This is a genomic window from Oceanobacillus sojae (genome assembly GCF_900162665.1).
In the GTDB taxonomy this organism is placed as follows: Bacteria; Bacillota; Bacilli; order Bacillales; family Amphibacillaceae; genus Oceanobacillus; species Oceanobacillus sojae_A.
The window spans coordinates 308538-335484 of record NZ_LT727813.1 but is presented as its reverse complement, the minus strand read 5'-3'; the positions used below and the strand labels follow the sequence as shown (position 1 = coordinate 335484).

Annotated in this window: 29 protein-coding genes; 24 read left to right on the top strand and 5 right to left on the bottom strand. The window is 37.8% G+C overall.

Annotated elements, in window-relative coordinates; all coding sequences use genetic code 11:
• Positions 1-223: 223 nt before the first annotated feature.
• From BN1068_RS18985 to BN1068_RS18950, 8 genes are all read left to right on the top strand, one after another.
• Positions 224-544 carry a thioredoxin family protein gene (locus BN1068_RS18985; protein WP_077604400.1) on the top strand — a complete coding sequence of 107 codons (321 nt, stop codon included), beginning with the start codon at positions 224-226 and terminating at the stop codon, positions 542-544.
• 184 nt (positions 545-728) lie between these two features.
• Entirely contained in the window at positions 729-1418 is a 690-nt protein-coding gene (locus BN1068_RS18980; protein WP_077604399.1) for a response regulator transcription factor, read from the top strand.
• The gene (locus tag BN1068_RS18975; RefSeq protein ID WP_077604398.1) at positions 1415-2821 is read left to right on the top strand and encodes a sensor histidine kinase; all 1407 of its coding nucleotides are present in this window, start codon (positions 1415-1417) and stop codon (positions 2819-2821) included. The genes BN1068_RS18980 and BN1068_RS18975 overlap by 4 nt, the downstream gene beginning before the upstream one ends.
• A gap of 155 nt (positions 2822-2976) precedes the next feature.
• The gene (locus tag BN1068_RS18970; RefSeq protein WP_077604397.1) at positions 2977-3609 is read left to right on the top strand and encodes a PepSY domain-containing protein; all 633 of its coding nucleotides are present in this window, start codon (positions 2977-2979) and stop codon (positions 3607-3609) included.
• Between the two features lie 254 nt (positions 3610-3863).
• Positions 3864-4475: a PepSY domain-containing protein gene (locus BN1068_RS18965; RefSeq protein ID WP_077604396.1), complete on the top strand. Its 612-nt coding sequence runs from the start codon at positions 3864-3866 to the stop codon at positions 4473-4475.
• 397 nt (positions 4476-4872) lie between these two features.
• The gene (locus BN1068_RS18960; protein ID WP_077604395.1) at positions 4873-5160 is read left to right on the top strand and encodes a glutaredoxin family protein; all 288 of its coding nucleotides are present in this window, start codon (positions 4873-4875) and stop codon (positions 5158-5160) included.
• Positions 5161-5235: 75 nt separating this feature from the next.
• Positions 5236-5571 carry a YppG family protein gene (locus BN1068_RS18955; protein ID WP_077604394.1) on the top strand — a complete coding sequence of 112 codons (336 nt, stop codon included), beginning with the start codon at positions 5236-5238 and terminating at the stop codon, positions 5569-5571.
• A gap of 255 nt (positions 5572-5826) precedes the next feature.
• Positions 5827-6522 carry an alpha/beta hydrolase gene (locus BN1068_RS18950; protein ID WP_077604393.1) on the top strand — a complete coding sequence of 232 codons (696 nt, stop codon included), beginning with the start codon at positions 5827-5829 and terminating at the stop codon, positions 6520-6522.
• A gap of 109 nt (positions 6523-6631) precedes the next feature.
• On the opposite strand, the gene BN1068_RS18945 is transcribed toward BN1068_RS18950, so the two are convergent.
• Positions 6632-7486: a DegV family protein gene (locus BN1068_RS18945; RefSeq protein WP_077604392.1), complete on the bottom strand. Its 855-nt coding sequence runs from the start codon at positions 7484-7486 to the stop codon at positions 6632-6634.
• Between the two features lie 23 nt (positions 7487-7509).
• Positions 7510-8421 (bottom strand): DMT family transporter, encoded by a 912-nt coding sequence (locus BN1068_RS18940; protein WP_077604391.1) that lies wholly within the window; start codon positions 8419-8421, stop codon positions 7510-7512.
• Positions 8422-9260: 839 nt separating this feature from the next.
• Between BN1068_RS18940 and BN1068_RS18935 the strand changes: the two genes are divergently transcribed.
• A complete protein-coding gene (locus BN1068_RS18935) occupies positions 9261-10730 on the top strand; it encodes a degradosome RNA helicase CshA (RefSeq protein WP_077604390.1) in 1470 nt (489 codons plus the stop codon).
• 73 nt (positions 10731-10803) lie between these two features.
• Here the strand turns inward: BN1068_RS18935 and nagB are convergent, their stop codons facing one another.
• The 3 genes from nagB to BN1068_RS18920 all read right to left on the bottom strand — a co-directional run bounded on the left by nagB (position 10804) and on the right by BN1068_RS18920 (position 13539).
• Positions 10804-11535, bottom strand: a complete 732-nt coding sequence (nagB, locus tag BN1068_RS18930) for a glucosamine-6-phosphate deaminase (protein ID WP_077604389.1) — start codon at positions 11533-11535, stop codon at positions 10804-10806.
• A gap of 306 nt (positions 11536-11841) precedes the next feature.
• A complete protein-coding gene (locus BN1068_RS18925; RefSeq protein WP_077604388.1) occupies positions 11842-12600 on the bottom strand; it encodes a prepilin peptidase in 759 nt (252 codons plus the stop codon).
• A 153-nt stretch (positions 12601-12753) separates the two neighbouring features.
• Positions 12754-13539, bottom strand: coding sequence for a rhomboid family intramembrane serine protease (locus BN1068_RS18920; RefSeq protein ID WP_077604387.1), 786 nt, complete (start codon positions 13537-13539; stop codon positions 12754-12756).
• A gap of 130 nt (positions 13540-13669) precedes the next feature.
• On the opposite strand from BN1068_RS18920, the gene acpS reads away from it, so the two are divergent.
• From acpS to BN1068_RS18845, 15 genes are all read left to right on the top strand, one after another.
• Positions 13670-14026, top strand: coding sequence for a holo-ACP synthase (gene acpS / locus BN1068_RS18915; protein WP_077604386.1), 357 nt, complete (start codon positions 13670-13672; stop codon positions 14024-14026).
• A 97-nt stretch (positions 14027-14123) separates the two neighbouring features.
• Positions 14124-15638, top strand: coding sequence for a bifunctional ADP-dependent NAD(P)H-hydrate dehydratase/NAD(P)H-hydrate epimerase (locus tag BN1068_RS18910; RefSeq protein ID WP_077604385.1), 1515 nt, complete (start codon positions 14124-14126; stop codon positions 15636-15638).
• A gap of 68 nt (positions 15639-15706) precedes the next feature.
• Positions 15707-16744 carry a LolA family protein gene (locus BN1068_RS18905; RefSeq protein ID WP_077604384.1) on the top strand — a complete coding sequence of 346 codons (1038 nt, stop codon included), beginning with the start codon at positions 15707-15709 and terminating at the stop codon, positions 16742-16744.
• Between the two features lie 604 nt (positions 16745-17348).
• On the top strand, positions 17349-17612 hold the full coding sequence (locus tag BN1068_RS18900; protein ID WP_371863303.1) for a CopG family ribbon-helix-helix protein: 264 nt from the start codon (positions 17349-17351) through the stop codon (positions 17610-17612).
• Between the two features lie 5 nt (positions 17613-17617).
• A complete protein-coding gene (locus BN1068_RS18895; protein WP_042532419.1) occupies positions 17618-17980 on the top strand; it encodes a type II toxin-antitoxin system PemK/MazF family toxin in 363 nt (120 codons plus the stop codon).
• 271 nt (positions 17981-18251) lie between these two features.
• Entirely contained in the window at positions 18252-18953 is a 702-nt protein-coding gene (locus BN1068_RS18890; RefSeq protein ID WP_077604382.1) for an HAD family hydrolase, read from the top strand.
• Between the two features lie 297 nt (positions 18954-19250).
• Positions 19251-20120: an RsbT co-antagonist protein RsbRA gene (locus tag BN1068_RS18885; RefSeq protein ID WP_077604381.1), complete on the top strand. Its 870-nt coding sequence runs from the start codon at positions 19251-19253 to the stop codon at positions 20118-20120.
• Positions 20121-20123: 3 nt separating this feature from the next.
• Positions 20124-20480 (top strand): STAS domain-containing protein, encoded by a 357-nt coding sequence (locus BN1068_RS18880; protein ID WP_042532428.1) that lies wholly within the window; start codon positions 20124-20126, stop codon positions 20478-20480.
• 3 nt (positions 20481-20483) lie between these two features.
• The gene (locus BN1068_RS18875) at positions 20484-20885 is read left to right on the top strand and encodes an anti-sigma regulatory factor (protein ID WP_077604380.1); all 402 of its coding nucleotides are present in this window, start codon (positions 20484-20486) and stop codon (positions 20883-20885) included.
• Positions 20886-21253: 368 nt separating this feature from the next.
• Positions 21254-22267, top strand: coding sequence for a PP2C family protein-serine/threonine phosphatase (locus BN1068_RS18870; RefSeq protein ID WP_077604379.1), 1014 nt, complete (start codon positions 21254-21256; stop codon positions 22265-22267).
• A 192-nt stretch (positions 22268-22459) separates the two neighbouring features.
• Complete coding sequence (locus BN1068_RS18865) at positions 22460-22792, top strand: STAS domain-containing protein (RefSeq protein ID WP_077604378.1); 333 nt, start codon at positions 22460-22462, stop codon at positions 22790-22792.
• A complete protein-coding gene (rsbW, locus tag BN1068_RS18860) occupies positions 22792-23268 on the top strand; it encodes an anti-sigma B factor RsbW (protein ID WP_077604377.1) in 477 nt (158 codons plus the stop codon). The genes BN1068_RS18865 and rsbW overlap by 1 nt, the downstream gene beginning before the upstream one ends.
• Positions 23240-24031 (top strand): RNA polymerase sigma factor SigB, encoded by a 792-nt coding sequence (gene sigB / locus BN1068_RS18855; protein WP_077604376.1) that lies wholly within the window; start codon positions 23240-23242, stop codon positions 24029-24031. Before rsbW ends, sigB begins: the two co-directional genes overlap by 29 nt.
• Positions 24028-24633, top strand: a complete 606-nt coding sequence (locus BN1068_RS18850) for a PP2C family serine/threonine-protein phosphatase (protein ID WP_077604375.1) — start codon at positions 24028-24030, stop codon at positions 24631-24633. Before sigB ends, BN1068_RS18850 begins: the two co-directional genes overlap by 4 nt.
• A gap of 131 nt (positions 24634-24764) precedes the next feature.
• Positions 24765-26924: a Tex family protein gene (locus BN1068_RS18845; protein WP_077604374.1), complete on the top strand. Its 2160-nt coding sequence runs from the start codon at positions 24765-24767 to the stop codon at positions 26922-26924.
• Positions 26925-26947: the final 23 nt, after the last annotated feature.

The window sequence follows — 26947 nt, the reverse complement described above, 5'->3', positions numbered from 1 at the left end:
TTGAGTGGGGGGTCTTTCATTCCCCGCTATTCGAGGAACAAAGGCTAAGTTCGCGACGTCGTGTCGCAATGCCTTTGTGACCTACATCCTGTAGGCCCGAACCAATCGGGCCGTTACTGGCTGTTGGATCTCCCACTTAGAAATGAAATATTTCCTCCATTTCTTAAAGTTGGAGTCTTATAGTCAGTTACACCGCGATAAAATAAGGATTGGAGAGATAATGATGCAGACAATTAATACAGAAGCAGAATTTCAAGAAATTATTCAAAGTGAGAAACCCGTAATTATAAAATTCTTTGCAGATTGGTGTCCGGATTGCAAGCGGATGGATATGTTTATCGGGGAAGTAATGGAAGAATTCGAGAACTATGATTGGTATGAAGTAAACAGTGATGAAGTCTCCGGGTTAGCTGAAAAATACGAAGTAATGGGTATCCCAAGTATTCTTCTGTTTCAAAACGGTGAAAAAATAGCACATCAGCATAGTGCGTATACCAAAACACCGGATTCTGTTACAGAATTCTTAAATCAGCAATTAGGCTAAGCGATTGCTGACATAGTTTTAGCCCCTACATTGAAATAAACTGTCTCCAAAAGATATTGAACGAATATGCAGTTCTGCTTTATTATGAAGTAGAACTATTTCCAAAGATAATTGTTCAAGCAGCTATTGGTGACAGTTTTTTTGTACAATCATTTATTATCTGGGAGAGAAGGAGGCGCGGCCAATGTCAGAAAGAATACTGATTGTAGAGGATGAACAAAAAATCAGCCGTGTTTTGCAATTGGAATTAGATTATGAAGGCTATGAAACAACAGTTGCATCAAATGGCAAACAAGCTCTGGAATATATAGAAAAAGAAGAGTGGGGACTTGTTTTATTAGATATTATGATACCTGAATTGAGCGGTTTAGAAGTGTTAAGAAGAATCCGCAGGCAGGGGAATGAAACACCTGTTATTTTATTAACTGCCCGCGATGAAGTATATGATAAAGTAAACGGCCTTGATCTTGGAGCAAATGATTATATTACGAAGCCTTTTCAAATTGAAGAATTGTTGGCCCGAATCCGTGCTAATTTACGAAAAACGGTTCAGGCCGGTTCCAGCAAGGAAACTCTGCAGGCAGGAGATTTACTGGTAGATACAGCAGCCCATGAAGTAACCCGTTCAGGGGACTTTATTGATTTGACACCAAGAGAGTATGATTTATTAGTATGTTTATTGGAAAATAAAAATAGAGTACTTACACGGGATCAATTAATAGAAAAAGTCTGGGGCTTTGACTACATTGGTGAAACGAATGTGGTAGATGTATATATCCGTTACCTGCGCCAAAAGATTGATAAGGGATATGATAAGGCATTTATTCAAACGATTCGTGGAGTAGGCTACTCCATTAAGGAAGGAAGCCAATGACATTACGAAAAAAAATTATCTTATTTTCTTCTGTTTTTATGTTTTTAGCAATCGTTATTTCTCATACAGCGATTTATTTTCTCTTTAATCGTACAGCATCAAATGGAGAGATTGATCAGCTGAGCGTACAGACAGATGCATTTGTTGCTGCTGTTTCCCAAAGTAATTCTACCTCAACGGAGACAATGCGGGATCTATTGACTGCGTATCTGCCAGCAAACGGAATCATTCGGATTATTGATGAGACAGGAAATAATGTTGTTCGATCGCAAACAAAATCAAGTCAGTACGCAAGTCTGGAAGCAAACTACACAACATCGGAAACAAGTCGTATTGTTCAGGATGATGCAGGAAGTAATTACGCTATAATCGAAAAGCCGATTATCTGGGAAAACGGAGATATTGTCACCGTACATGTAGCTAATAAACTGGTCTATTTAGATGAAACGATGAGAACCTTAACTTATGTTCTTCTTTTCTCCAGTGCTGTAATATTAATTCCGACAATTATAGCAAGTATCGTACTCAGCCGCTTTCTATTAACACCTATTCAAAAGTTAAAGGATACAATGCAGCGGAATATCCATAATAAAAATTGGCAAAAGATTGATATGGAAAGACGTTATAAAGGCGAAAACTGGGAGAAGATAGACGTTGAAAAACGCTCCAGGGACGAAATTTATGAAATGGAAATCACATTTAATGAAATGATTGATTCGTTAAAAGAAAACTTTGAAAAGCAGGAAGCCTTTGTATCCAATGCTTCCCATGAATTAAAAACACCTATCCAGATTATAAAAAGCTACGCACAGCTTATTGAGCGTCAAGGGAAGAGCCGTCCTGAATTACTGGATGAATCTGTAGGAGCAATTGATTCAGAAGCTGATCGGATGCAAAAGCTTGTAGAGCAGCTGCTTCTATTAGCAAAGCATAAGAACGAGAACAAAAAGCAGGAAGTAAATGTACGTGAGGTAGTAGAACAAGTTATTCAGACCATTCAAAACGCCTATCCCAAGCGGAGAATTCAGCTTGATGCAGAGAATGGAAATTATGAAATTTACGGAAATATAGATCAATTAAAGCAAATCCCGTATATATTAATTGAAAATGCTTTGAAATATAGTGAAGAGGATGTTCTTGTATCGATGTATTCGGATGCGGAAAAGAGCTTTATCCAATTTAAGGACTTTGGAGAAGGAATTGGCAAGGAAGAGCAAGAGAAGATTTTCGACCGTTTTTACCGTGTTGACCGGGCGAGAAATAGAGAAACAGGCGGAACTGGTCTGGGACTGGCTATTGCTAAAGAAATTATTGAAACACATGGGGGGAATATTACCGTGGAAAGCGAAGTAGGGAAAGGCTCAACATTTACTTGGGAGCTGGGACAAAATCATAAACAATAAGTACAGCAAAAGCTTTTCCCAAAAGGTTTAAGAAATATCACGTTTTTAAAAACTTACTAAATAAAGGGATGTTAGCCATTCTCATCAAATTCTAATCTAATTGCCATGCTTTCATAAAAAATACCGCTTATACTGAAAGAAAGGAGTGATTTGACGTGCGTAAGAAAATGATTTGGGTGATTGGTACGCTGATTGCTCTCAGTATCGCCGGTTTAACTGTATACCAGACAAGTGCTACAACCTCCAGCCCGGAACTTAATTCAGAAGAAATTATCGAACTTGTTAATATTCAATATCCTGGTCAGCACTCGGAACCGGAGCTGAGTGTTGAAGACGGGGAGCCTGTATACCAGATGGAAGTCACACAGGATCAAGGTGTATATTTCTTAAAGCTGAACGGAGATACTGGACAGGTGATTGACTTAACAGCTGTAGAAAAAACAGCAAATAATCAAGAGGACAATACAGAAAAACAAGGTGAGACGAAAAAGGAAGAAAATGCTGCAGAGGGTAATTCGGAATCTGGTGATTCAGAGCCTGCCGAAGAAAAATCGAAATCCGAATCAGATAATCAAGAAACAGAAAATGATGCTATGCTGACACATGAAGAGGCTAAGGAAATTGCTCTCAAGGAATTTCCGGGTAAAGTAACAGATCTGGAATTGGACTCGGACGACGGTGTTTATATTTATGAAATTGAAATTGTTGACGGGGAAGACGAAGCATCGATTGAGATTAATGCGTATACGGGAAACATAGTTATGATTGAAATTGATATAGATGATTAATAAATATGTGTTTGAAAAATCTGGATGAATTCAAAATTCTGCGCTTAGAATTTAAATTCGCCCAGATTTTTTACTGTCAGACAGTAACATAGTTAGACAGCGGAATAATAATACTAAGAAAAGAGTAAAAAGCTCCTGTTTTCGATTTTAATTTCCTGACAATCCATTTCTCATGAAATTCTAATCTTACTCAAATGGTGTTGTCATTATTACCGGGTAAGATGTAATTAATAAGAAATAAGGAGGAAAAACAAATGAATAAAAAAATTGGAATGATTACAGGAGCAGCTATATTAGCAGGAGTTGTCGGAGCTGGGGTTTATCATACAGAAGCGTCAAGTTCAAAAGAAGGAGAACTGCAAATTGTTGCAGGAGAAAATATAACCATTGAAGAGGCAACTAAAAAATTAGAAGAAGCATATCAGGGAACAGTTAAAGAAATAGAGCTGGATAAAGAACGAAATAAGTTTTATTATGAAGCAGAAATTATCGTCGATAAACAAGAGTATGATGTAGTAATAGATGCTGAATCAGGAGAAGTTGTCTACGAAGAAATTGACGATGATTATAAAAATAATGAGAACAGAGACAACGATGATAGAAATCTGGAAGCTGCTGGACAGCAGGAAACTAATGCAGAAAATAGCAGCGGGGAGAATAAAAGCAATCTGATAGCGCAGGAGAAAGCAATTGAGATTGCGAAACAGGAATTTGAAGGAGAAGTCGTACAAATTGAATTAGACTTTGATGATGGCAGATATGTTTATGAACTGGAGCTCGTTAATGGACATCAAGAAGCTGATATTGATATCCATGGAGAAACTGGAGACATTCTTTCTTTAGAAATAGATTATGAAGATGATTGATAATAACTTTAAAAACACCAAAGTTTACACTGCTTTGGTGTTTTGTATGCAGCTTGAAAAAAGAGCAACGGAAGCCTTTTGAATAACCATAAAATGGATTGTTCTTTTAGATGAAAAAATCTGCTGAGTAAGTTTTATACATAAAAAAATAGGGTAACTAAAAATAAGTGAATATAAGAGGATGTTCAAAAAGTCCAATAAAAATGACACGGCGAATTTCTGCGTTGATAAGCTTTTTCCAATGGGACTGCGATTACTCGCTCCACCAAAAGCGTTACTCACGTATTATAAAGCATATGCTCCGTTTGGGAAAAGCTTATCGCCTTGAACTTCTTGGTCCTTTTCTTCGTACTTTTTGAACACGCACTACAAAGCAGGAACCGGTAGGAGGATTTTTATGAAGAAGGTTACATTATTTGTCAGCGAAGGCAGTGAGGCATCTGACAAGGTGAAAGCATTTCTAGATAAAAATGATGTTACCTACGAATTAAAAAACGTGACGAAAAATAAAGATTATTTAAAAGAATTGCAGGAAATGAAGGTTTTTGGAACACCGACAATTTTTATCGATGGTAAGAAAATAGAAGGAAATCAGGAAAATAAAATCCTTTATGAATTAGGAGTAATTAGTGATTCGAGTGATGATACTTTTTCATTTGAAAATGTGTTTAAGTATAGAAAGTGATTTGCACATGTAAGCCTTCTAATGCATAAAATGGCAGTAATCTTAAACTCAAAAAGGCAGAAGAAGGTGATAGATGTGCAACATCGGCCATTGAACCAAAGGCATACTTTCCCCAACGGATTGAATAAAGATAATCCTTATATACCAACTTCTTCAAATATAAATCAGCGAAATACGAGGCAAGAGTTTACTCCATATGAATTATTTTCAAAGCCGGAATTACCAACACAATATTTGATGTCTCAACAGCAAAGTCAATCGCAGCAAGGCATAAACAATGGAGGGACAAGTGAGAGCAATCCATTAAATTTTGACACTGTAATCAGTAAAGTTGGGCAAATAGCAAGTACTTACCATCAAGTTTCTCCCATTGTGAAACAATTTAGCACTTTTGTAAAAGGGTTCATGTAGGTATATATCAACAAAATCAAGAGATGATAAGGTTATCCTCCTGAAATTGTCAGGAGGAGATTCCTTTAAGAAGATGTTTAAAAAATATCCCAATGATTAGCGGTGAGGTAATGGGTCTTCTACTCATACCGCCTGCCCCACGCGGGTAATGCAGAAGTCATCATAACACTGCGCCGTCTTAATCTTCTGAAACCCATTCAGGTCTTTTTTGAACATGCACTTTAAAGTGTAATTTACGAGAAGGAGTAGAAAATCATGATTGGATGTTTAATTATTCACGGGTACACTGGAGGGCCCTATGAAGTGGAGCCATTAGCAAATTATTTAAGAGACAACACGGACTGGCATATTGAGGTGCCAACCTTGCCGGGACATGGCACAGAGTTAAATTTGGAGAATGCTTCTTATGAGAGCTGGATTCAAGCAGCAGAAGAAGAGCTGCAAACGCTTATCCAACAGTTTGAAACAATTTATGTTATCGGATTTTCTATGGGAGGAATGATTGCCTCCTATTTAGCAGCGAAGTATAAAATTGACAGACTTGTACTCCTGGCTACTTCAGGAAAATATCTATGCTTAAAGCAGCTTGGACTGGATGCTGCAGCAGTAATTGGTGATGGACTGCGAGGTCATTTAAAAGAAAATCAGCTATTTAATCACTATAAAAAGAAAATGGGAGTTGTACCGTTAAAAGCGCATTTTGAATTCATGAAGCTTGTCCGGTTTACAAGAAAATATCTGGACAAAGTAAAATCGCCGGTATTAATTGCCCAGGGGCAGCTTGACGGAATGGTGCCTTATAAAACAGCATACTATTTAGATAAGTTAATTCACTCTGAAAAAAAAGAAGTTGTCTTTTTTGAAAGGTCAAAACATTTAATTTGCCTGGGTACCGATAAAGACACATTAAACAATATGATTTATGGTTTTCTGACAGAATCACCTGCATAAAAGAAAGGCCGGGACAAAACCCCGGCCTTTCTTCATTTATTTCAAAGTAAAGAAAAAGAACATTCTGGAACCAGGCTTTAACCAGCTGCTTGGAGAAATTGGCTCCATGTTATTTTTTAAAGAATGAAATAACGAGGGCACCTTCTCCGCCATATGTAGAAATAAGCGGACCGGACTCCTCTAAAATAGCATCATAAAAAGCATATTTGCCGCGAATTTTTTCCAAGACATTCAGCGCTCTGTCTTTATCCCGGCAATAGGTCATTGTAATAATTTTATTTTCCGTATCCTCTGCGTATTCTCCGATTTGATCAATGAACCGCTGTAATGATTTCTTTTCTCCGCGTACTTTTTCTACGACATCAATAGCGCCCTTATCTGTCGCTTTCATAAGCACTTTTATATTTAATGTCTTTGCAATTTTTCCTTTAATTTTCTCTAAACGGCCGCCTAAAACAAGATTATCTAAACTTTTTAATACAAATAAAGTAGCTGTCTGTTCAATGCGTTCTGTTAAATGACTGACAAGTTCGTTGAATGAATACCCTTCCTCTATTTTTTTATTCGCTTCATGTATAAGCAGACATATACCACAGGAAGCAGTTTTTGTATTGAGTACCTCGATAACACGATCAGGTTCTTCCTCTAATAACATGTTTTTTCCTGTTACTGCATTTGCATAAGTGCTGCTTATCTCACTTGATATACTTAACATCAGAATTTTCTTCTCCGGTGAAACTTTTTTATATGCTTCATAGAAATCGGCTGGGCTGGGTGCCGCTGAACGCGGAACTTCGCCCAGCTTCTTCACTTTCTTATGAAATAATTCAATATTCATCGTTTGTCCGCAAGTGTACTGACCGTCACTAAAATGAAGATACAAAGGAACAATTTCTACATGAAGTTTATTTTTTAAGAGTACGGGTAAATCAGCAGAGCTGTCTGTCATTAATTGAATTGTCATTACTTCACCTACTTTATGAGTATTTACTTATGATTTTTTGTTGAAATGGTAATCTTTTTTTTCCGTGAAGTACTGAGGATAAACAGAAATAATCCGATTACGATAATCGTTCCTCCAAGAAATTGGGCCCAGGTTGGTGCTTCATTTAAAATAAGAAAAGCAAGGATACCTGCTCCGACAGGTTCAAATACAACAGCCATAGAAATGGTAGATGTGCTTAACCATTTTAACGACCAATTAAAAAGAGAATGACCTAAAAAAGTTGGTATAATCGCCAAAGCGATAAAAATCCACCAATGGCTGGCCGGATAAGAAAAGAAATTTTCCTGCTGTATTACATTAAATAGCGTTAATGTAACGGCACTGATACTATAAACTATAAATGTATAGGTGATCAGAGAAACATTTTTCCGGACATGCTGACCAGATAAAAAATAAATCGTTACAGCAATTGCCCCAAGTAAAGCAAGGATGTCTCCGTATAGTACGTCTCCAGATAATTGAAAATCTCCAGAGCCTATGATTAATCCACCAAGTAAAACAATGAATATGCTAATAACAGCTCCGGATGAAAAACGTTCGCCAAAGATAAAGTATGTCCCAACAAAGGCCAGGATTGGCTGGAGTGATATAAGCACAACACTGCTGGCAACAGAGGTATAATTTAATGATTCAAACCACAAAATAAAAAATAGAGCAAGAAAGACGCCGGCAAGAATGGAGAGCCACCAATTTTTTGTGGTAATACGTTTAAACTCATGCTTATAATGAAATAAAATAAAAGGCAATAAGAGTAAAACAGCAAATAAAAGACGATAATTTGCTATGATAGAAGCAGATGCTTCTGAAGCAAGCCGGACGAAAATTGCTGATGTAGATATAGAAAGAACCCCAATTACAATTGCTGCTTTGGGGTTGAAAGCGGACTGACGCATGGTGATAACTCCCTTTTCGCATTTTCATCATTATGGATTGTTCTTCTTGATAGAATAATTCGTTCAACGCGAAGAACTATATGTGAGCGTATCGTGTATTTTTAATAAGCTTCATTGAAAAAAGAGCGTTTTTTATATAAAATGAAGCTGGAAATTCCTAGTGTACACGCATACATATCCAATTACATTTTATCATGTTACGAAAAAAAAATCATTTTAATCTGTGTACTGGATATATGGCTTATAAGTATGGTATGATTAAGGGAGCATTTTTATAGAGGCCTCTTACCTTATTGAAATTGGTTATGCCTTTTTTGTACTTTAAACGTTGATAATGAATACGCACATGAAATACGTTATTCGTTTAATTGCTGATGTGGAGTGAAATATTCATTCAATCAGCAATTTTTAGGTAGTAAATCAGTAAATATGATATAGCGAAGCTTCCTTCAGTAAAGGAATTCATTTTTTCTTCCGCTGAAGATGAGTTGAGTGATTCAGGGAGCCAGGGTCCGTTATCTCCCGTCTAAATCAGCATGGAACACAAGCTGAGAACTTCACGCTCCAGGGCTCAGGTCACTTGTTCCGTCAAAATATTTGTAATTACTCTGCCGTTGAAGACACTTGTGTGACCAACATCCTGATTGACTCGAGATAAAAATTTTATGGACGATCCTCCATGATAAATTTATATAAAAGCAGAATGATGTAAATAACTCTTTGCTTCTTTGTCCGGGTGACTCAGGGATTTTACTGGTTTGTATAATAAGATGAAAAGTATGAGAAACTCTTTATAAGGCCTCTTTTGCAATAAAAAACAAAAAGGAGTCGACGATTACGTGACTAAATTTAATGAACTAGGTGTTTCTGCGCCAATAATGAAAGCTTTAGAAGAAATGGGGTTTGAAGAAGCAACTCCTATTCAGGCAGAAACTATTCCATATGCGCTGGAAGGAAATGATGTTATTGGACAAGCGCAAACAGGTACAGGGAAAACTGCTGCATTCGGTATTCCATTAATTAATAAAGTTAATCCTAAGCTGAGAAAGGTACAAGGGTTAATTGTTGCACCTACGCGTGAGCTTGCTATTCAGGTAGCCGAAGAGATTAACCGTCTATCTAAATTCAAGCGTATACGGGCACTTGCAATCTTTGGAGGATCTCCAATGGACCGTCAGATTCGTGCATTAAAAGACGGCCCGCAAATTGTGGTGGCTACACCAGGACGTTTAATGGACCATATGCGCCGCAAAACCATTCGCATTGATGAGGTGCATACAGCTGTTCTTGATGAAGCGGATGAAATGCTTAACATGGGTTTTATTGATGATATTCGTGAAATTCTTAAAGGTATTCCGGAAGACAGACAAACGTTGCTTTTCTCTGCAACAATGCCGAAAGAAATTCGTAATATTGCTACAACACTGATGAAAGAGCCAAAAGAAGTAAAAGTAAAAGCGAAAGAAATGACAGTAGAAAATATTGACCAATATTTCATTGAAATTCCAGAGAAATTCAAGTTTGATACTTTAAATAATCATTTGGATATCAATTCTCCGGAATTAGCTATCGTTTTTGCCAGAACAAAAAAACGTGTGGATGAAATTACAGAAGGACTTCAAGCAAGAGGCTATCGTGCTGAAGGGATTCATGGAGATTTAACACAAGGCAAGCGTATGTCTGTATTAAATAAATTTAAACAGGGACGTGTGGATGTTCTTGTTGCAACAGACGTAGCAGCCCGTGGATTAGATATTTCCGGTGTAACCCATGTTTACAACTTTGATATTCCGCAGGATCCTGAAAGCTATGTTCACCGTATCGGAAGAACTGGCAGAGCAGGGAAAACCGGGGAAGCTATTTCCTTCATCACACCAAGAGAAATGGCTCATTTAAGCTTGATTGAAAAAACAACAAAAAGTAAAATGAAGCGTCTGACACCGCCTACTAATCAGGATGCGCAACGCGGACAGCAGCAAGTAACCATTGATAAAATGAAAAAAGCCATTGATCAAAAAGATTTGAAGCCTTATTTTGATGCTGCGAAGGAATTATTAGATGATCATGATTCTGTTACAGTGATTGCTGCTGCAATCAGTATGATGACAAAAGAAAGAAGAGATACACCAGTACGTATTTCTTCAGCAGCACCAATCAGTGTGAAAAAAGCTAAGAGCTCAAAGGATAATAATCGACGCAGTAATAACAAACGCTATTACGGAGGGCGCAGCCAAGGTGGAAGAAACCAAGGCGGCAGAAATCGCAAAGGGAAAGGGAATTTCCAGCGTAAAAGACGGGATGACCGTTAAGAGTAAATAATAAATACAATGAAAAAAGCATTGGCCATCATATGTTGGTCAATGCTTTAATTTTTATATTTCCTTATTGAGAAAGCTCAGACAATGCCTCGCGGTCAGCAATAATCGTTACATTTGGATGTTTTTGTAAAATGGAAGCCGGAAAATCTTCCGTTACTGGGCCGTTTACCAATTTTTCTAATGCTTCTGCTTTTTTTGAACCAGATACTAAGAGAATAATTTGTTTCGTCTGCATAATAGAATCAATACCCATCGTAATAGCTTGTAATGGTACTTCATCAATGGAATCAAAGAAGCGGGCATTGGCATGTCGAGTTGACTCATCCAAGTCAACAATATGTGTTTGTATGGAGAATGGTGTCCCCGGCTCATTAAACCCGATATGGCCATTTAAGCCAATTCCTAAGATTTGAATGTCAATGCCGCCGGCTTGTTGAATAGACGCTTCATATCGGCTGCATTCTTCTTGTAAATCCTTTGCATCCCCATTGGGCAGGTTAGCCTGATTGGTTTTTAGATCAATATGGTCAAACAGAAGCTTGTGCATATAATAGTAATAGCTTTGATCATTGTCTTTAGAGAGCCCGACATACTCATCTAAGTTGAAGGTTGTAATATCCTTGAAGGAAACATTGCCTTCTTTGTGCTCTTTAATAATTTCTTCGTATAGACCTTCCGGTGTTGAACCGGTTGCCAGACCAAGTACACTATCTGATTTTCTATTTATTTGCTCTATCAGTTTTTTTGCAGCAAGCTCACTCATCTGCTGATAATTTTTTGCTTGGATAATATTCATTATTTTTCCCCCTCTAATTATAGAATAGATAATATTATTTACCTTCATTGTACCGTTTGTTCCGTGCTTCTGCCACTACTTATTTATCCTGTTATATTTTAATCAATATTATTATAGACATAAATAATGGTATTTGTACATATGTTTTTGTAAATTTGTAGTAACAAATTTACAAAGGCTTTATCATTATAAATATATTAGAGTTATCGCGAATTAAGCTAAAATCTTAATCGTCATATTTGTATTATTTGTTTTACTTGAAGAAAATATATTATAGGGGTCTGGCCACTTAGTTTACTGGCATTTTTACGTGGTAAATAAATTCAAATACCATTGAATCATGTCCTCTCCAAGAAAATAAGTAAGGATAGCTCCAAAAGCAATAAAAGGTCCAAAAGGGAAGGGATTATTCCGCTGAATGAATCCCGAATATAATAAAATACTGCCGATTAATGCCCCGGAAATACAAGCCAGCAAAAAAGTTGCTATCATATGAGACGGTCCTAATATAATGCCGAGCAAAGCCATTAATTTCATATCTCCGGCTCCCATCCCTTGTTTATTCCATAATATTACAATAAAGATAATTAGAAATCCGGCAAGTCCTCCTGCGACAGAGTTCCACCAGGGATCTAATGGTTCTATTATACGGAAGAGAATAAAAGCAGGAAGGAAAAAAGCAAGCAGTTTATTAGGAATGAGCATATAGCATAAATCCGTTACGATAATTATAATTAATAACGACATAAAAATAAGGGAAAGAAGCAGTTCCATAGAAGAGGCTGCATGTAAGTAACAGATCACAAAGAGGGAGCCTGTAAAAGCTTCTGTCAGTGGATATAAACAAGGGATTTTATAGCGGCATTTCCGGCAGCGGCCTTTTAAAAAGATGTAAGATAGAATGGGAATGTTATCATACCAAGCAAGCTGAAAGCTGCAGGAAGGACATCTGGAGCGCCCGCGAGTAAATGAGATTTTTTGCGGAAGACGAATACCTACAACCATAAAAAATGAACCAAAAATGATTCCAATCAGGAAAAAGATTAATGAAGTGCAGATTTCCATAGGAAACCTCCTTTGTTTAATTTGAGGGAAGTACGAGGTGTCATTATTATAGCATAGGGAGGTAATTTTTTTATACAGGTTTCAAGTTTTCAACAAAATAAAAAAGCTGAACATGAGAAAATAGCATGTCCAGCTGATTATTTTATCCAAAGCTTATAATATATTTGCCTGTCCTAATAACCATAAAACAGCAATGATACCTACAATTATCCACAGCATGTTTTTTCGGATAGCCTCTGGCATTTTTCGTTTTTTATTCCAGCGGTCCGGGTCAAATTGTGGACCGTTATCATCATCTGCGTATTTTCTTTTTCGCGGACGGGGCCGTGCCCAGGGAGAATAACTTTTCACACCAGCGAGGAGCAGCGGGGCATAAATAAAACCGCTGAATAAACCAAATAAATGCCCTAACACACTAATATTGCTCCTTAAAAACGTCATAACCAGTCCAATGGCTACAATCACCCCGACGATTTGAATGCTGGATGGATCGATTAAATCTTTTCGGAAAATAGACATATAAACGTAAATCCCAAATAAACCAAAAATCGCTCCGGATGCACCTAAATGTGCATAGTTAGGTGATTCTATGAAGTAGATAAGAATATTTGCTGTAACAGCCGTCCCGAAATAAGCTAATATAAATTTGATTTTACCAAGCATCTGCTCGAGGGCAGGACCAAATAACACAAGCGAAAAGGAATTAAACAGCATGTGCATGGCCCCGGCATGAAGAAAAACTGGTGTAATCAGCCGCCACCATTCTCCGGCAGCAATACCGGCATTAATCCCCATTCCGTAGAATCTTAATTCGTTGCCAATTCTTAAATTTAAAAAGTCGATAATAAGCCAAAGTAATATATTAATCCCGACAATAATCGTTACAACGGGATATAGCTGGAAAAATTCCTTTACGCTTCGTTCTGTTCTGATAAACATAGCGTGCCCCCTCATAGTCAAAGCTTTTAAAGTTGATAAGATATCCTATATAATATAATAAGAAATAATATAGATTATGACCATTAAAAAGGTGTTTTCACACATGAAATAACTTTTAGGAGCAGTGAAAATGATACTTGGAACAGGCATTGATATCATCGAATTAAAAAGGATTAAACGGCTGCTGGAGAAAAATGACCGTTTTTTAGAGCGGGTGTTAACAAAAGCAGAACAAGAAAAAGTGGCAGTTTTATCTGCCCATCGGCGGGTGGAGTATGCAGCAGGGCGATTTGCTGCAAAAGAAGCCTTTGCAAAAGCAAATGGAACAGGGATAGGGAAAATAGGCTTTCAACAAATTGAAATTAAAAATGATCTCAATGGAGCACCTGAAATGGAGGTAGAGGGCATGGATGATATACATATCCACTTGTCTATATCTCACAGCAGAGAGCATGCGGTTGCGCAGGTTTTATTAGAGAAGCGATAAGCTTTTAAATATCCTTTTAAAGAAAATAAATACAAAGAGGAAAGGCATAAACGCATAGTTTGTCTCATATATTTTATTGCGGTAGGAGGGAACAAAATTGTATATTGTTACCGCGGAAGAAATGTACAAGGTTGACCGGGAAACAACTGGTACGATTGGACTTGACGCAAAAATACTCATGGAGAATGCAGGTAGAGAAGCGAGCAGAGAAATAGAGAAACGGATATCCAAAGAAGACAGAGCAGTTATTTTGATTGGTGGCGGAAATAATGGCGGAGACGGATTTGTCATTGCCCGCGTGCTGTCAGAAGCAGGTTATCCTGTCAAAGCAATCCAGGTTGCACCAGATGAAAAAATAACAGGAGATGCAGCTTATCATAAGGAAATTTATCGGCAATTTGGCGGCCGGATCGAGCAGTATCAAGAAGGTGTATCAGGAGCTGCTTTAATGGAAGCGGATGTTATTATTGATGCGATGCTTGGTATTGGTGTACGCGGTGAATTAAGAGGAGATGTACTAACTGCAGTCAGACAAGTGAATGAAAAAAATGCTTATGTTATTTCCATTGATATACCGAGCGGTCTGCCAGCAGAGGAAGGCATTCCGGTTTTTCAAGCAGTCAAAGCAGATGCAACGATTATGATTGGTGCAGTAAAGCAATCAGCAGTCTGTCAGCATACGTCCTCTTATTTTGGAGAATGGATTATAGCTGATATCGGATTTCCTCAAAGTCTTTTTGAAAAGCAAACAAAGAGGCGCTTGTGGACCACATCCAGTTTTCAGAAGTCTTTTCCAAAGCGGGAAGTGAATTCACATAAAGGAGATCATGGGAGAGGGCTGATTATTGGCGGCAGCCAGTTTATGCCAGGATCTGTTCTGATGACGACAAAGGCAGCATTGAGGACTGGAGCAGGTTTATTAACGACTGCATCGGTAAAAGATGTTATTTCCATGATTGCCGGGAATAATCCGGAGGCTATGTATATCTCTGCTTCAGAAAAAAATGGTTATATTACTGGAATCGATAATATTGACTTGTCCAGTTTTGATGCGATTGCTGTTGGAATAGGTTTGGGCAGAAGGGAAGAAACCGGAAAAGAAATTCTTCCGGCATTGCTCAGGTTTAAAGGGCCAATCGTTGTCGATGCTGACGGCCTTTACCATCTGAAATCGTATTTAACAGATTTCGGCGCAAGACAAGCTCCGCTTATTTTAACACCGCATCCTGGTGAACTTGCAGCATTGATGGATATGTCTGTCTCTGATTTACTTTTGGAGCCTTTTCGGTACAGCTCTGAATTTGCAAAGAAATATAACTGCTATCTTGTCTTAAAAGGAAAGCATACGATTATTACTGACCCGGCGGGAAACCAGACAGTCGAATCGAGCGGAAATCCAGGACTTGCCAAAGGAGGCAGCGGGGATGTATTGACTGGAATGATTTTAGCTATGATTATGCAAAGTAAATCCATCTTTGCAGGGATAAATAACGCTTGCTTTCTGCACGGAAAATCTGCAGACTTACTAGTCCAGGAAAAACACTCGGAACAGGACCTGCTTGCAGGAGATGTTATTCAGGGGATTCCAAAAGCAATCCGTACATTTTCTTAAACACGGTGTATATTTTTTCATGAAAACAAATTGTTCCCTCTGTTAAATGAGACAAGGGAGATATGCTAATGATAAAGAAACGTTTTTTCGGTGTCGTTTTACTATTAAGTGCAATTAGCTTATTGCTTTCAGCATGTGGAGAAAAATCACAGGAAGATGTTGTGGAAAAATTGCAGAAGACAGTTGCAGATTTAGATAGCTACAAAGCGACTGCGGATATGACGATGAATACAAATGATCAGGAACAAACTTTTTTAATTGATATATGGTATCAGGCAGATGATCAATATCGGGTAAAGCTCGAAAATGAAGGGGAGCAGAATGAAAGTCAAGTGATTTTAAAAAATACAGATGGTGTCTTTGTGCTGACACCTGCATTGGAGAAAAGCTTCAAATTCCAATCAGAATGGCCGGAAAATAGCAGTCAGCCGTATTTATTTCAATCTCTGGTGAATGATGTTATAAATGATCCGGAAGCACAATTTGAAACAACAGAAGACCATTATATTTTTAAGACAAAAACAAATTACCAAAGCAACAATAATTTGCCTGCTCAAGAAATTTACTTTGATAAATCCAGCTATACCCCGGTAATGGTCAATGTTTTAAATCAAGACGGCGAGCCGCTGGTTAATGTGACTTTTCATGACTTTGATTTAGACGCAACCTTTGCAGAAGATGATTTTTCAATGGAGAAAAATATGGAAAAAGAAACAGATGATGAAGCCTCCGGTGCAGAAGAAGGAGAAGCAGTAGAAACTGCAGCGCAGGAAGTACGTACACTGTATCCGACATATACAGCTGGAGCAGAGGCTGCCGAAAAGAAAGAGGTTGCTTTAGAGGATGGCGAGCGCATTATTACTACCTTTGAAGGAGAGAAAAACTTCACGCTTGTTCAGGAAATTAGAGAAACCGCACCGGTGAGTGCAGCTCCGGAAGAAGTAAACGGAGATATTGTCAATCTTGGAACTACCGTTGGGGCCTTGGAAGATAATACATTAAAATGGACTTATCAAGGCGTTGATTACCAACTGGCAAGTACGGAGCTGACAAAAGAAGAAATGATTGAAGTAGCACAATCTGTTCAAGGGCAAACAATTAAATGATACGATTATATATTGGCAGGCTTCGTGTGAACGGGCCTGCTTTTGTTCTACTTCGAATTCGTTAAAGCTGCCTTAAGATAAATGTTTGAAAAGATTCATTGGTGAAGAAATCTGCTGCTTATCAATGGGTTCATTTTTGAACATTGTCTTATAGAGGTATGATTTTAACATATTGGCATATAATTAGATAGACAGGTATTTATTTCGTTGAATAGATAAATGGGAGTATTATATCTGCACTGTATTATTTGAATTGTAAAATGACGCGTTTATTTTTAACAAAAACACAAATATTTTCCGTAATTAAACATTGTAATTTAGTATGTATTTTTTTGAGCAGCTGATGTAAAGCTTACAGGAAATTAAAAATATGGTAAATAATGTTTTTTAGCGAAAGGGTAAAATATTATTTTTTTATACTTCAAATATATTAAATACCACATAAATTAAGGTTTAAAACGACAAATTTACATGATTTTTTTACAAATTCGCCATAACCCCTTTGCAAAAGTAGGCTCACAATGCTATTATGATATTAAATTTAATAATGAACGTTAATTGTTGGCGGGGGTGCTTGATTTTGGCTGAAAATAAAGAAGAAATCATGGTAAAAATACCGAAAAATTTATTGAGTGAGGTGGATGGGTTAATGAAATATGAGAATAGCTCCGACTTAAGCGATTTTATTTGTGAAGCAACTCAAATTTATTTAAACCATAAAAAAGAAGAACACCTCCAGCGTTTTCATGAAACGATGCAACGTGGATATGAAGAAATGGCAAGAATTAATCTGACGATTGCTTCAGAGGCTTTTCAAGCTGAAGAGGAGGCTGAAATAACTCTAGAGCGCTCCGTGATCGGGGTGTAACACTTGTGATCGTTCAAAGAGGCGAGGTTTATTTTGCTGACTTATCCCCTGTGGTTGGCTCGGAACAGGGCGGTGTAAGACCAGTTCTTATTCTACAAAATGATATCGGTAATCGATTTAGTCCGACTGTTATTGTAGCGGCTATTACAGCTCAAATTCAGAAGGCTAAATTACCGACGCATGTTGAAATCGATGCAAAACGTTATGGATTTGACCGGAATTCAGTCATTCTGTTAGAACAGATCCGCACATTAGATAAGCAGCGATTAACTGATAAAATTACAAAGCTGGACAAAGAAATGATGGAAAAAATCAATCAATCCTTAGAAATAAGCCTTGGCTTAAGAGATGTGTACAGTAATAATTAATAATTTCATGATAAATAGATTAAAAAGACGGTTCTTTTACAGAGCCGTCTTTTTTTAGGATAGGAAAGTATATAAAAATTCTGAAAGATATCCGCTGCAACGGTTTTTATGGAGGCGAGTAATCTTAGGCCCCTATAAATACACTCCGCTTTCCGTGGCCCCGGGCTCGTCTCTTCGAAAAAAGCTTCATCTGTTCCTGTAACAGTAAGTATTTCTCCTTCTTTAGAAAATATAGTAAAATGATGAAGGAGGATGAAGGAGGTCGATAATTGTGGATACGATTATTTTTGATATGGATGATACTTTATATGATCAGTCAGCAACATTTAAAACTACATGTAAAAAAGTGTTGAATATATCCCTGGAGGATAGCGAGCTGGATAATCTATATCTGCTTAGCCGTAAGTATAGTGATGAATTATTTGACGATCAGACAGCAGGAAAAATAACGATGAAGGAAATGCACATCCGCCGTATAAAAGACGCTTGTGCAGATATGGGTATAGAGATATCGGCAGAGCAGGCTGTAGAATTTCAGAATACCTACGTCCAGGAGCAGGGGAAAATTGAATTATTTGAAGAAGCTGTCCAACTGTTGGACTATCTTGCAGCAGATAAAAAGCAGCTGGCTGTTTTAACAAATGGTGCAGAAGATCATCAGGCCATGAAAATAAAGCAATTAAAGCTGAACAAGTGGATACCTGAGGATTATTTATTCATTTCAGGAGCGATTGGGCATGCCAAACCTTCCGTGGAGGCATTTCATTTTATTGAAGATAAGCTTGATTTAACGAAAGCAAAAACAATTTATGTTGGAGACTCCTTTGCAAATGATGTTGTCGGTGCAAAACAGGCGGGTTGGCAGGCTGTCTGGATGAATCATCGCCACAGACAAATGCCGGAAGCTGCTGTAAAACCAGATAAAATTGTCTACAGCGCAAAAGAATTGCTGGATTTGTTCCTGGAGTCTTAATAATGTAGTACGAAAAGCAGGGCATACACCTTTGCAGAACGCTTAAAATATGCTATAAAAACTATAATGAATAAGGATATTCAAAAAGTGATATATAAGTTGATGCTTACTCGTATTAATTGCTAAAAACCAGCTAGTTTGATAGGAATGTCTATAGCAGGTACATCAATGCTAGATATATTCTATGTGTGTTACAATAGAGATGTTTAGCGTGAAAACCTTCTAAAACTATAAGTATATTTTTGTAGTAAAGGCAACAGTAGCAGTAGTAAAAAGAAAATATGGAGGGAACGAGTTATGGATGAAAATCTGAAAGAATTAATTATCAATAACAGTGATTCTATTGTTGATAATTGGATGGATGAGGTTGGAAGGATAAAGGCTGGTAATTATACAGCAAGTATATCTGATGAGCTTTACGAAAATACCAACCGCGAATTTGTGAATGTTATTTTTACAAGTATTCAAAACGAGGGGTCTTCAAAGGTAGTAGAAGAGTTCTCAGAGAAAATTATTAACCTTGGCTGGCCGCTCAGTTACATCACGGATGGGCTGCAGATTTTTCGTCGTGTAACTATTGATTTTTTACTTGCACAGGCAGATCAGGTTGATTCGAACCATTTTTCAAATGTCTTAACAAGTGTGGATGAGTGGATAGAACCGTTAATCCGCCAGCTTGTTAATGAGTATTCAGGGAGCTGGGAAAATATACTTTCTCTGCAGCGGGTAGCTCTGCAGGAACTATCAGCACCGTTAATTCCAGTGATGGAAAGAATTACTGTAATGCCCTTGATTGGTACTATTGACACAGATAGAGCTAAATTGATTATGGAAAATTTACTGGAGGGGACAATTAAACATAACTCCGAAGTTGTATTAATTGATATCACAGGGGTTCCAGTGGTGGATACGATGGTCGCACATCATATTATCCAGGCTGCAGAGGCGGTCAGACTGATTGGATCAACGTGCATCCTTGTAGGAATTCGTCCGGAAATTGCCCAAACCATTGTAAACATTGGCATTGATTTAAGTAAATTTCCAACAAGAAGCACGCTGGAGAAGGGTTTTACAAAAGCGCTGGAGATTACGGAGAGAGAAGTAGTTGATTTACATGTTAAGAATCAAGGGATTGAAGATATAATGCATTCACTTAAGGGGGAGTAGAAAATGCGGATACCTATTTTAAAACTACATAATTATTTGCTGATTTCTATTCAGACTGAGATTGATGATCAAACGGCTATTAAATTTCAGGAGGATTTATTAGCAAAAATTCATAAAACAGGTGCCACTGGTGTTGTGATTGATTTGACATCTGTAGATATTATTGATTCTTTCATTGCAAAAGTGCTTGGTGATGTTGTATCCATGTCGGATTTAATGGGGGCCCGTGTCGTATTAACAGGAATTCAGCCTGCGGTTGCAATGACATTAATTGATTTAGGAATACATCTGCAAAATGTCCCTACTGCATTAGATTTAGAACAAGGATTAGTGAAGCTGCACCAGGAATTGGGAGGTTAATATATGAACCCAAGATCCTGTGTCAATATTCATAAAGAGTGGGATATTGTTGGAGCAAGACAGCTTGGCCGGGAAATGGCCAAAGAAATTGGGTTTGGCACCGTTGATCAGGCTAGAATTGCTACTGCAGTATCTGAATTAGCTCGTAATATATATTTATATGCTGAAAATGGGCAGATTTGTTTTGAATACATCTATACAAACAGCCAGAAGGGTATATTAATGACTGCTGTTGATACTGGTCCAGGAATTAAGGATATAAGCAGCGTTATGCAAGATGGCTATACTACCTCTGGGGGGCTCGGTGCCGGACTGCCCGGAGTGAAGCGTTTAATGGATGATTTTGATATAGAATCCACCGTTGGAGAAGGAACTAAGATTAAAGCGATCAAATGGATCAGATAGGATAATCCTTTAATTTTAGTAACTTTTCTTGTTTTATCACAGAGAAACCCTTCCGCCCATCCTCACTTTCTCTTTTAAAGTGAGGATGGGCGGAAGGGTTACAGGCACTGACTTTCTGGATCATTTAGGCTGAAATGACCTCTGATAAGACGGGCAATCTTAGCTCTGCCAGGCTGAAGAATTTAGCTATTGGTTTTGGATAAGACTACAGGATAAATAGGCAGCTGAGGGTATAACAGAAGAGTTACACAACCTGAATAAAGACAATGTATGTATAAGAGCGGTACACGCCTGCCGCCAATCTCTGGGAAAGCATAAATGAGAAAAAAGATTCCTGGTTTTTGTGGAATATAGGGGGAGTAACTATAGTGAAAGAGACCATTGAAAAAAATACAATTAAATATCAGGAGCTATTAAGAAAATATATAAACACACAAGATGAGAAGGCTTTATATGACCTTGAGCTAATTAGTAAAGCTTTTATCAAAAAGAATATTTTACCGGAAGAGTTAATTAATTTGCATATCCAGGCAATGGAGAATATTTATCCCCAGTTGATGAATGAATATAAAATCTCAATGGAGTTTTTATTAGAAGCTACTGTTTTCTATGGACTGGCACTGCAGGAAGTAGATTATTTAAGACAGGAAAAAAATGTTCTGACCGCTGAGATTTCTGTTGCTGCCAATATGCAAAAGACATTATTGGGAACGCAAAAACCGGAAAGAAATGGTGTTGATATAGGAGTCATTAGTGTACCTGCTCATCAGATGAATGGAGATTATCATCATTTTACAGTAGGCAGTAATGGAACAATCGGAATTGCCATTGCAGATGTTATTGGTAAGGGGATACCGGCTGCATTATGTATGTCAATGATTAAATATGCAATTGACAGCTACCCGGAGGCAACGATGTCGCCAAATAAGGTTCTGGAAAATTTGAATCGGGTCGTAGAGAGAAATATTGATTCAAGCATGTTTATCACGATGTGTTATGCACACTATCTGCCAAAGGAAAGTAAATTAAAATTATCATCTGCAGGTCATGAGCCGGGGTATATTTATCGTGCGGAAACCGGAGAATTTGAAGAGATCAGCACGAAAGGTATTGTTCTCGGTGTGATGCCTGATGCAGAATACCGGGAATATGAATTAGATATTGATAAAGATGATTTGATTATCTTTTTAACAGACGGGGTTTCGGAATGCCGGGACGGGGACCGTTTTATTGAAACGGAAGAACTTTTAGAAGTAATCCGGAAATATATTGATTTACCTGCTCAGGAGCTGGTGGATAATGTATATCAATATTTTGAGAAATTGCAGGATTTTCAGTTGCGGGACGATTTTACATTAATTGTTCTTCGTAAAGAGGTTTAAAGATAGAAAAGCCGGGAATATAGTATATTAGCCTGCAAAGTGATTAAATTATCATTTAGAAGCTTGAGAGAGAGTAAAGAAAAGTTTTGAAAAGAACTTTTTATTTACCGTATATAAAATGAAAAACAAGATTAAAATGAATTTAGATTGTATAGTCATCTATCCAAGAGCTTGATGACAGAGGGGGTCATTATGAATTTATCAGTGAAAATCAATGAGGACAGCAATTTGAAAGTATTAGAAGTAAGTGGAGAAATTGATGCATACACTGCACCTGAGCTCAAGGAATCATTAATGCCTTTAATAAAAGAAGGCGGCAACCAGGTTGAAGTGGATTTAGAAGACGTCCAATATATGGACAGTACTGGTTTAGGTGTATTTGTCAGTGCTTTAAAAGCCTCTAAAGAAAGTGGAAGTCATTTTACATTGAGAAATGTTCAAGGACGGGTTTACCGTATTTTTGAAATTACTGGTCTTAGTGAAATTATAGATATAAAAGCAGCGATTCGAGGTGGCAATGAGTGATGGAAGCATTTGATTATATCGAAATGAAGGTGCCGGCCAAAGCGGAATATATTGGAGTAATGCGCTTAACACTATCAGGCATTGCTAATCGGATGAGTTTTTCCTATGATGCTATTGAAGATTTGAAGGTTGCTATATCAGAAGCTGTTACCAATGCTGTAGAGCATGCCTATGGAGAGAATGAGTCTGGTGAAATCACTGTCGGCTTTGGATTATACGAAGACAGGATTGAAATAATGGTAGCCGATCGTGGAGGAAGCTTTAATCTGGGAGAGGTAAAAAGCGAAACTGGACCATACCGTTCCGATGAGCCTGTAGAGAAAATACGGGAAGGAGGGTTTGGTTTATTCTTGATTGAAGCACTAATGGATGAAGTAAAAATTAACAACAAATATGGTGTAATGGTCATTATGACTAAATACAATAGAGAAGAAGAGGTGGACATGGATGACGACCAAATCTCAACCATTCAATAGAGGGGGAGATGAGGTTTACCAATGGATAAGTACTCTTCAGGAAGATCCGACAAACGAAGAATTACAGGAAAAAATTGTTTTAACCTATCAGAATCTTGTTGGATCTATTGCCCGGAAGTATTCCAAAAACAGTGCCATTCATGAAGACCTTGTACAAGTCGGCATGATTGGATTGCTTGGAGCAATTAAGAGGTACGATCCATCTTATGGTAAGTCGTTTGAATCATTCGCGATCCCGACAATTATTGGTGAAATAAAACGATTCATACGAGATAAAACATGGAGCGTTCATGTACCTCGTCGTATTAAAGAATTGGGGCCAAAAATTCGAAAAAGTGCTGATGAACTGACGACAGAAAATCAAAAATCTCCTACCATTAAAGAAATCGCAGATCATATCGGTGTACCAGAAGAAGAAGTTTTAGAGACGATGGAAATGAGCAAAAGCTATAAAGCTTTATCTGTCGATCATAAAATTGAGGCTGATTCAGATGGCAGTACAGTTGCTATCTTAGATTTAATTGGAAATGAAGATAACAGCTTTAAAAATCTTGAACAGAAAATGATGCTTGAAAAAATACTCCCTGTTTTATCAGAGCGGGAGCAATTAATTTTGGAATATACGTATTTCAAAAATATGAGTCAAAAAGAAACAGGAGAAAAGCTGGGAATTTCACAAATGCACGTTTCACGCCTTCAAAGAAGAGCACTCCGTAAATTACGAGAAACTATGCAGACAGAAAGCGCAGAGGTATTCGATTGATTTCTGGCAAGTATGTAGATGTTTCCGTTTATCAAAAATCGAAGAAAGGTAACCATTTTTGTGGAGATAGTTACTTTTTTGTCGAAGAAGACCAAATATTTTTAGGAGTGCTCGCAGATGGTCTTGGAAGCGGAGAGATTGCAAAGGAATCCTCGCAGGCTGTCATAGATATTGTGAGACAGCATAAATACAGAACAGTGAAAGAAATCATTGAGCTATGCAACAAGCGGCTGGTTGGCATGCGTGGAGCAGTCATGGGTATTTTAAAATTAGACTTCATGGATCAAACCTTTACTTTTTCTTCCATTGGGAATATAGGGATTATTATTTTGGAGGATGGAGTTAAAAAAAAGAGAAATATCCCAAGCTCCGGATACCTGGGCTCACGTTATCGCGGTGTCAAGGTCATGACAGAAAAATTAAAAAAAGCCACAAACTTTATCGTGTTTTCTGATGGAGTAATGGATAAAGAATTATCCCAGTATTTTTTCAAAGATTATAATGTTGGCAGGATTACAGAAGCCTATGCACATTATAGTGACAATACCAGACAGGATGATACCACATTAATGGCAATTAGATACAAAGGAGAAAAAGGTTGATTCGTATGAAAATAACATGAACACTGTTTCAGTTGTTATTGGATTACAAATCAGCCTTTTTTTATGTGTCAGAAAGCATTGCTTCGCTTAATTTGATACAATAGAAAGTAGAGTAAGGAGGAGAAGCAGCAGTGAACTTAGATGAAAAATTAATTACAATCGTATCAAAGGATACAAAAGTACAAGATAAAATTGTTTCTAAAGTAATTTCTCTCTTAGATGAGGGGAATACAGTTCCATTTATTGCAAGGTATCGAAAGGAAGCAACAGGTGGACTGGATGAAGTAAAAATCAAAGAAATACAGGATAGATGGGCATATGTGCTTCACCTGTCTGAGCGAAAACAGGAAGTTCTCCGTATCATTGAAGAACAGGGAAAATTAACAGATGAATTAAGAAATGAAATCGAGAAAGCTGCACAGCTGCAAAAAGTAGAGGACTTATACCGTCCATACAAGCAAAAACGCCGGACAAGAGCAACTATTGCAAAAGAAAAAGGATTAGAGCCTCTGGCACAAATTATTTGGGAGCAGAAGGAATCCATTGATTTAGAAAAGAAAGCAGCAGAATTCTTCTCGGAAGAACATGAGTTAAATACAGCAGAAGAAGTGCTTCAGGGAGTTAATGATATTATCGCTGAATGGATTTCTGATGAACCTGTTTACCGTGAATTTATTCGTGATACAACGATGAAACAAGGAATGATCAGGTCGCATGATAAAAATAAAGAAGCTGATGAAAAACAAATTTTTGAGATGTATTATGAATACAGTGAAGCAGTACGTTCACTGGTTTCCCATCGTATTCTTGCGCTTAACCGCGGTGAAAAAGAAGGCATTTTAAAAGTGCAGCTGGAGCCTCCTGTGGATAAAATAATCTCCTATTTAGAACAAAAGGTGATTAAGAAGGCTTGTCCACAAAATATCAAGGAATTGCTGACAGCAGCTGTGGAAGACAGCTATAAAAGACTGATTGAGCCTTCTGTGGAAAGAGAGATACGCAGTGCGCTGACTGAAAAAGCAGAAGCACAGGCAATTGAAGTTTTCTCGGTTAACTTAAGAAACTTGTTACTGCAGCCGCCATTAAAAGGAAAGGTTATTCTGGGAGTTGATCCCGCTTTCCGTACAGGCTGTAAGCTTGCTGTTGTGGACGAAACAGGGAAGGTTCATCAAATAAATGTGATCTATCCAACTGCTCCAAGAAAAGATGTGAAGGGTGCAGAAAAGGTTGTTATGGACTTAATTAATCAGTTTGGTGTCGAGCTGATTGCGATTGGAAATGGTACAGCATCCAGGGAAACAGAGCAATTTATTTCGGATGTGTTAACAAATAATAAATTAGATATGCCATATATTATCGTCAATGAAGCTGGTGCAAGTGTGTACTCTGCTTCCGCTTTGGCAAGAGAAGAATTTCCTGATCTGCAGGTAGAGGAAAGAAGTGCTGTCTCTATTGCGAGAAGGGTGCAGGATCCGCTGGCTGAGCTTGTGAAAATTGATCCAAAGTCTATCGGTGTCGGGCAATATCAGCATGATGTCAGTCAAAAAGAACTGTCCAACTCATTAACATTTGTCGTTGAAACAGCTGTCAACCAGGTTGGTGTAAATGTAAATACAGCCTCTTCTTCCCTTTTACAATATGTATCCGGGTTAAGTAAAGCCGTCGCAAATAATGTGATTAAACAACGGGAAGAGGAAGGCAAGTTTACGAATCGAAAGCAATTAAAGAAGATTCCGCGGCTTGGTGCAAAAACATATGAGCAGGCAATTGGTTTCCTGAGAATTGTAGATGGGGATACACCGCTTGACCGCACACCAATTCACCCGGAAAGCTATCCACATGTGAAAGCTTTACTGAACAAATTTGGCTTAGATGAGCAGGCATTGGGGACAGAGCCTTTACAGCAAAAAATTAAAGAGATGGATAAAAAAGCTGCGGCAGAAGAACTGGAGATCGGTTTACCGACGCTGGAGGATATTCTGGAAGCATTAAGCAAGCCGGAGCGCGACTTGCGGGATGATTTTCCACAGCCATTATTGAAGAAAAACGTAATGAATATGGAGGATTTAAAACCTGGCATGGAGCTTCAGGGAACAGTTCGTAATGTCGTTGATTTTGGAGTTTTCGTTGATGTCGGAGTAAAACAGGATGGGCTTGTGCATATCTCTAAAATGTCGAAGCAGTTCGTCAAGCATCCAATGGATGTTGCATCTGTGGGTGATGTAGTCACTGTCTGGGTAGACGACGTAAATGTCCAAAAAGGGAGAATTGCACTTTCTATGGTTCAGTAAATATAATTATTGATAAAAAGAAA